At 66.7% G+C, this 6,200-nt stretch carries 8 protein-coding genes; 1 reads left to right on the top strand and 7 read right to left on the bottom strand.

What is annotated here, in order from left to right:
* Window positions 1-874, bottom strand: an 874-nt coding sequence (locus tag Q9R31_RS09740; protein ID WP_311262517.1) for a hypothetical protein, incomplete at its 3' end; no start/stop codon positions are given.
* 275 nt (window positions 875-1,149) lie between these two features.
* Between Q9R31_RS09740 and Q9R31_RS09735 the strand changes: the two genes are divergently transcribed.
* Complete coding sequence (locus Q9R31_RS09735) at window positions 1,150-1,689, top strand: MarR family transcriptional regulator (RefSeq protein WP_311262516.1); 540 nt, start codon at window positions 1,150-1,152, stop codon at window positions 1,687-1,689.
* Between the two features lie 68 nt (window positions 1,690-1,757).
* Here the strand turns inward: Q9R31_RS09735 and Q9R31_RS09730 are convergent, their stop codons facing one another.
* The 6 genes from Q9R31_RS09730 to Q9R31_RS09705 all read right to left on the bottom strand — a co-directional run bounded on the left by Q9R31_RS09730 (window position 1,758) and on the right by Q9R31_RS09705 (window position 6,120).
* Complete coding sequence (locus Q9R31_RS09730; RefSeq protein ID WP_311262515.1) at window positions 1,758-2,045, bottom strand: hypothetical protein; 288 nt, start codon at window positions 2,043-2,045, stop codon at window positions 1,758-1,760.
* A gap of 47 nt (window positions 2,046-2,092) precedes the next feature.
* Window positions 2,093-3,232 carry a Vms1/Ankzf1 family peptidyl-tRNA hydrolase gene (locus tag Q9R31_RS09725; RefSeq protein WP_311262514.1) on the bottom strand — a complete coding sequence of 380 codons (1,140 nt, stop codon included), beginning with the start codon at window positions 3,230-3,232 and terminating at the stop codon, window positions 2,093-2,095.
* Window positions 3,229-3,444: a hypothetical protein gene (locus Q9R31_RS09720; protein ID WP_311262513.1), complete on the bottom strand. Its 216-nt coding sequence runs from the start codon at window positions 3,442-3,444 to the stop codon at window positions 3,229-3,231. The genes Q9R31_RS09725 and Q9R31_RS09720 overlap by 4 nt, the downstream gene beginning before the upstream one ends.
* 105 nt (window positions 3,445-3,549) lie before the next feature.
* Window positions 3,550-3,894 carry a hypothetical protein gene (locus Q9R31_RS09715; RefSeq protein WP_311262512.1) on the bottom strand — a complete coding sequence of 115 codons (345 nt, stop codon included), beginning with the start codon at window positions 3,892-3,894 and terminating at the stop codon, window positions 3,550-3,552.
* 22 nt (window positions 3,895-3,916) lie between these two features.
* Complete coding sequence (locus Q9R31_RS09710; protein ID WP_311262511.1) at window positions 3,917-5,167, bottom strand: D-arabinono-1,4-lactone oxidase; 1,251 nt, start codon at window positions 5,165-5,167, stop codon at window positions 3,917-3,919.
* Between the two features lie 59 nt (window positions 5,168-5,226).
* Complete coding sequence (locus tag Q9R31_RS09705; protein ID WP_311262510.1) at window positions 5,227-6,120, bottom strand: pentapeptide repeat-containing protein; 894 nt, start codon at window positions 6,118-6,120, stop codon at window positions 5,227-5,229.
* Between the last annotated feature and the right edge of the window lie 80 nt (window positions 6,121-6,200).

The raw sequence follows: 6,200 nt of genomic DNA, 5'->3' as shown, positions 1-6,200 counted from the left end.
GACGGCCAGTGCCGGAGGTGCCTTCATTGCCGATCGACTCGTCGCCGGTGTACACGCCGTTTTCCGCCCGGTAGGGGTCGTCTTCGAATCGAAGCGGGGACTCTTCAGAGGTACCTGATGGCAGGGTGGTGGTGGACACCGGGGCACCACCTACGGTTGGCTCAGCAAAGAGGTCATCGGTTCCGGCGGCGTAGACGGTCTCCTGGTGCAGCGGCGCTACCGGCGGTGACTGCACGGCGCGGTGCTGGCCGGAACCCTGCTGGCCCGAGGCCGCGATCTGGCCCTGCGATTCGGGGGCGCCTGCGGTGAGGCCGCGGGTGAGGCGGCCGGCCAGGACGCCGGCGCCGGCGGCGAGGAGCAGGAACGTTCCGGGGCGGTTGCGGGCGAACCGCTGAACCTCGGTCAGGAGGTCACCCGGCTCCCGGTTCTCCAGCCAGGACGCCACTGAGGACGTCCGCTCGGCTGCCTGCCGGATCAGGTCGCTGGCCACACCCTGCTGGTCCGGCGCGCTGGCCATGCTGTGCAGCTGGCTGGAAATGGTCCGGATGCCTTCGGCGGCCTTCTGCTGCTGCGTTCCGGCCTGGCTGGTCAGGCCCGACTTCGCCTGGTGCAGCAGGTCCTGGGCATTCGCCTTGGCCTCCTGGGCCACGTTCGCGGCCTCGCTCTTGGCCGTCTGGGCCACATTCTGCGCGGCAGACGCAGCTTCACCGGCAACGTTGGAAGCTTCCTCCTTGGCCGCCTGGGTCTTGGAGGTATCGGCTGAATCCCCGGCGTAGGAGGCCTGGCCGGGGACCACCTCGGTTGCGCCGTACGGATCGACGACAGCCGGGTCGGCTGTGGTGCGCGGGGTTTGGGGCCATTGGTTCTCTGTCATCATCACTCTCTTTCAGAAAGGGTTGGCTGGCGATCAAGAACCAGCAACGCTGGCAACTTAGTAAGCAGGGTTACTAATTAGATACTAAGCACACTTTCCATTTCGATTGCAAGAGCTGATGCTCTCCAGTTTGAAGCCGCGGCCGCCTGATGCATGGGCGGCCATGAAGGCGGATAGTAAGCCTACTTGCGAATAGGTTGCTAAGCATGCTTATTGTAGGGGTGTAGCGACGCAGGGTGACCAGCACTTCGCCACCTACAGGAAGGCCGCGGCCGATGACCAGCAATCTCGATCCGGACGCCCGGAGCAGCTACCGCCTCATCACTTTGGCGGCACGGCTGATCCAGCGGCGCCAGGACGATGCACTGGCCCCCCTTGGCCTCACCCGTGCCGCTGTTATTGCACTGGAAGGCCTGACGGGGGGCCCACTGAACCAGGAACAGCTCGCCGACGCCATCAGGGTCCAAAGCCAGACGCTGGGCCGCGTCCTGACGCGGCTTGAAGCTGCGGGACTCATTACCAGGATGCGCCACGCTTCGGACAGAAGGCAGCTGAAAGTGGAGCTGACCGATGCTGGCGTTGCCGCCCTCGAAGCTGCACGGCAGGCCGAGGTCAACGCCTATCCTGACGATCCGGATATCGCCTGGAAGGCGCTCCGCGAGGAGCTCACAAAGTTTGTCCGCGCAGTCCCGCCCGGCCGTGATTCCGGCGTTGTTCCGTTTGCCCCGCCCGAACACAGGGCGGGGCATGGGCACAGGCCGCCGGCCGGGCGGGCAGGCGGCCTGCGGGGATGGGACCAGCCCCGCCAGAACTGACAGCTTCGCCAAAACCGCCAGGACTGGGAAGAACAGTGGCCGGACCTTTCGGACCGGCCACTGTTCTGTTAACCCTTGTCTTCCTGTTCGTCCTCCAGCAGCCCCCGCTGGGCCAGGTCGGCTGCATCGGTTGCTTCCGGGGGCAGCGGGTCCGTCGCCGGGGGAACGTCGCTCGGAGCATAATCGGCGAGCCCCGCCGCAACACGCTCCTGTTCGACGGCCCGCTGGTAATCGTCGTCGTCAACATCCTCCGGCATCTTGCCGTGGCCGGTGCGGGTCGGGTTCGGCAGCGCATCCTCCTCCGGGACTATCACGGTGTCGAGGACGTTATCCTGGTTTTCATCTGCAGTGCTCATGGTCACCTTCCACTCGTTGGGTTCCTGTACGAACGGGGCTGTACGGCTTATGACGACGACGGGACATCCGGTCCCGAGGACCAGCGCAGCAGTGCCGCCACATCGACGCCCTCCGGCAGGACCGGCCCGGGAACCAGGAGGACACGGGCGTCCGTCAGGGCCGCCGCCCGCAGCAGGGCGGCAGGAGCCGGAACTTCGCCGAGGATTCCTGCCGCCAGGGCTTCCTCCTTGGCTGTCGCGATCCACGGCTCGGCATCCAGTGCAAGCATGGTCCGCTGGGACAAGGCCGCGTCATCAAGGATCAGGACGTCCACCTGTGCCTGCTGGAGTGCATGGACCACAGCTCCAACACCATGGGCCGCTTCCGGATTTGCCTGTCCCTCCTGGACCGCCAGCCTGTCCATGACCGCCTGCTGCTCCTCAGCCCACACCTCGGCCACCCGCTGGTTGACCTGGTCCTCCAGGTTGCTGCTGTCCGCCCCGGCGGTGTGCGTATGGGAATCGACGATTGACACCAGCGCCTGGGCGGCTTTGGAGAGCTGCTCCTGGACCAGTCCGCGGGCATGGATGTCGCCTGCGAGGACAATCAACCGGGCGCCGTTGTTGGCCACCAGCTTGTCGATTTCGCCTGCCACTTCATCTGCATTCCGGCGCCAGACGTCCTCGGTGTGGTGCTGGAACCGCAGGTGCGACCAGCCTCCGCCCTGGAACTTCTTTATGTGCTCGGACTCACCCTCCACCTCCTGAACGCTGGTGGGGGCACCGGCGCCGGCGCGGTACAACCGGATTTCGCCGTGCTCGCGGCTCACCTCAGCGACGATGTAGGGAAACTCCTCCGGCTGGTGTTTCAGCAGCGGGAGCAGATCCGGGACGGGTTCAACAGCCAGCCGTTCCGGCAGGACGAGTTCACCCGGGAGAACCTCGTTGAGTTCAGCTTTTCCGCCTTGGACCAGGACAAACCTGGACACGGGGGAGGGCACCCCCGTTGCCGGTTTGAGGGCCTGCTCCATGGCGTCGATGTCAGCCGGGGTTACGCCCTGCGCTTCGAGCTGGGCGCGTGTGTTTCCGGGCCGGACGTCGCCGGCTTCCAGGCTGTCCACCGTCCCGGTTCCGGCATCCACGTAGGCTGTGCACCAGGGGCCGGGGAGGCGGTACAGGTCTGCGTATTTTTGCAGGCTGGTCGTCACTGTTCCCCCTCCTCATCGTCGAGAGGTTCCGGTGCTGCCACAGGGTTCAAGGCTTCCTGCACCTCGACCGGGTCTGTTTCCTCGGGGAAGGGCTCTGTTTCGCGCCATTCCTCCGCATGGGGAGGTTGGTTTCCTTGCACCACCCCCTGGGTTTCATGCTTCATCTGGTCGTCCAGATTTTGGCCGTGGGTGGTGTTGCCGCGTTCTGCCATGACGATCTCCTTCGCGCGTGAATTAGTATCACAGGCTTACTAGTTCGTCACTTCACCGTAGCACCAAGACGGGGGCGGCTGAAGGGGTTGCGAAAGGCTTTCCCGTCAGTGTTGGCAGGCGTCCTTCAAGGCCCGGACGGAGTCTGTTGGCACCTGGTCTCCGGCCTCCGCAATCTGGCCCAACGGCGTCGTAATTTCCGCCGGAACCCCTGCCGTCCGTGCCGCTGAAACGAGCCCTGCCAGCGCCTGGCGGTCTTCCACGCTGACCAGGCCGTCCTGGACTACTGCGCAGATTTGCCGGTTGACTTCCTGGGCGGCGGCGGAGGCAACCTTGGAGGCGGCATCGCTGGCCGCGTTGCCGGCGGCCTCTTCCACGGCTCCACATCCGCTCAGCAGCAAGAGGGCGGTGGGCAGGGAAGCGGCGGTAACGACGGCGGCGCGAAAGGTCATGCCGCCAGCGTACCGGCGGTGCCTACCGGCGGGCCGGGACCCCCAGGATGCTGTCCAGGAGCCCGTTCCGGAACTTCCCTTCCGGATCGTGACCGGCGGCAAAGGAACGGAAGTCGGCGAAACGCGGGTACAGCTTCTCCCAGTCATGACCCTCCGGCGTGAACAGCTTGCCCCAGTGCGGGCGGGCCGCGAACGGCCGCAGGGCCTCTTCGAGGACCGGGAGGACGGCTTCGACTTCCGGCTGCAGCGGTTTCCAGGTGAAGTGCAGGGCGACACTCTGCTGACGGTAGAAGGGGCTGAGCCAGAACTCGTCGGCGGCGCCGGTGCGGATCTCCGAAACGAAGAGCAGGGGTGCCAGTTGTCCCGCCAGGCCCCGCACTGCCTGGAGGGCGGCGGGGGCGTGCTCCAGGGGAAGGATGAACTCACTTTGCAGTTCGTCCCCGTTGCTGGGCGTGAATTCGTGCCGGAAGTGCGGCAGCCGGTCCAGCCACAGCCCGGGTTCGTCCAGTTGTGCCGTGCAGTTCTCCGCGGACATGTCCGGCAGCGGGTGCCGGGGCTTGAGGGCGGCGGTGGCGCCGAACAGGTTGCTGAGTGGCTGCTCCCCATCCAGTGCCTTGAGCCAGACCTGGTTGATCCTGTCGCCGGCGTAGTCCGTAAACAGGCTCACGCTGTAGGCGCTGGAGACGATGGTGCTGAAATCCGCCAAGGCGTTGTCCCAGGGGAGATCCTCCAGGACGCGCTGGCGCATCCTGTAGCTGGGACGCACCGCAAGTTCCAGTCCGGTGACGATGCCCAGGGCCCCGATGCCCACCACGCTGGCCAGGAACTCGTCCCCGTCCGCCCGGGTCAGCGTGACCTGCTCTCCCGAGGCCCGGACCAGGTCAATGGATTCCACGGCGCCGGCGAGTGAAGGGTTGTCCACCCCGGAGCCATGCGTGCCGGTCTGCACCGCCCCGGCCACCGAGATGTGCGGCAGCGAGGCCAGGTTGTGGATGGCAACCCCGGACTCCTCCAACGTCCGGCACAGTGCCCCGTAGCTCACCCCGCCACTGACGCGCACGGTTCCGCGGCCGGCATCCAGTTCCACCTGCTGCGGCAGGGCGTCGAGGAGGACGTGCACACCGTCGGTGTCACCCACCCGGTTAAAGGAGTGCCGGGAGCCCAGTGCCTTGACCCGTGGCGAGGCCGCCACGACGTCTGCCAGCTCCGCTACGGATTCCGGCCGCCGGACATCCGCGGAGGAGTATTCGAGGTTTCCTGCCCAGTTCTTCATCGGGTGGCTTTCGCTTGGGGTCGGTTTCCTTCAACTGTCAGCGCTAACAATCTTCTCTGTCAAGGCGCTTCCAGGGGGCGGTCGGGTGTTGCAGGGCCGGCAGCCAGCCAGTGCCCGGGCCGGTCAAGACCGGCGGGGAGCCGCGTGGACGCGCTGCCCCGGGCGGCGGTAATTTGTGCCTGGGTGAGGAAGAGCGCACCGGTGAGGTCGGCGTCGTCGAACCTTGCATCCCGCAGGTCGGCGCCCAGGAGGTCCGCCGCCGTCAGGTCCGCGCCCCGGAGGTCAGCCGCGATCAGGCATGCGCCGCGAAGGTCGGCACCGCACAGCGGCAGGCCGCGCAGGTTCGCTCCGGCCAGGTCGGCACCGGGTGCCAGGCCGGCAAGGCGCTGGTCGTTGCCGAAGTAGCCCGCGCGGACCTCTTCGCTGACACTGCGGAGAGCATCGCCCACCTGAAGGTGCAGGGATCCGACGCCGGCCGCGAGGACCTCCTGAAGGGGACTCTCGGCAACTTCCCGGACCTTGGCCTGCAGGTGGCGAACATCCTCGGCGGTATCCGGGCCGTAGGCCCTTGCCTCGGCCTGGGCAAGGAGCCACAGCATTTCGTGCAGTTGGCGCAGGACTTTGAAGGCGGCGAACATATCCGGCGCCGATGCCGGGTCCTGCCGCCAGCTGATGCCCCCGAACAGCCGCTGGCTGACTGCCTGGCCTGCGCCGAAGCAGTCAAAAACGGTGCAGCCCGCAAAGCCGCGGGGCCGGAGCCGGTCATGGATGGTGCAGGAGAAGTCTCCGGCCAGGTTGGGACATGCGGTGGCCGGTGGCTTGTCGATGGCGAAGTCGGCCGAGCGGGTGAACCCGAAGGCCGTGCAGCACAGGGCAAAGCACTGCGAACAGTCAGGCCGCAGGGCGTCCGGGCCGGGGAAGGTGGCAGCGGAAGGAGGGGTGGTGGGTTTCATGATGGCTCCCGAGGATGGTTCCGGTATGGGTGCGGGAGGGAGGGGAACCCATGGCTGGGTTCCCCTCCGGGGCACGCGGA

The sequence above is a fragment of the Pseudarthrobacter sp. BRE9 genome (genome assembly GCF_031844305.1).
Classification (GTDB): Bacteria; Actinomycetota; Actinomycetes; order Actinomycetales; family Micrococcaceae; genus Arthrobacter.
This window is presented reverse-complemented; position numbering and strand designations above follow the sequence as displayed.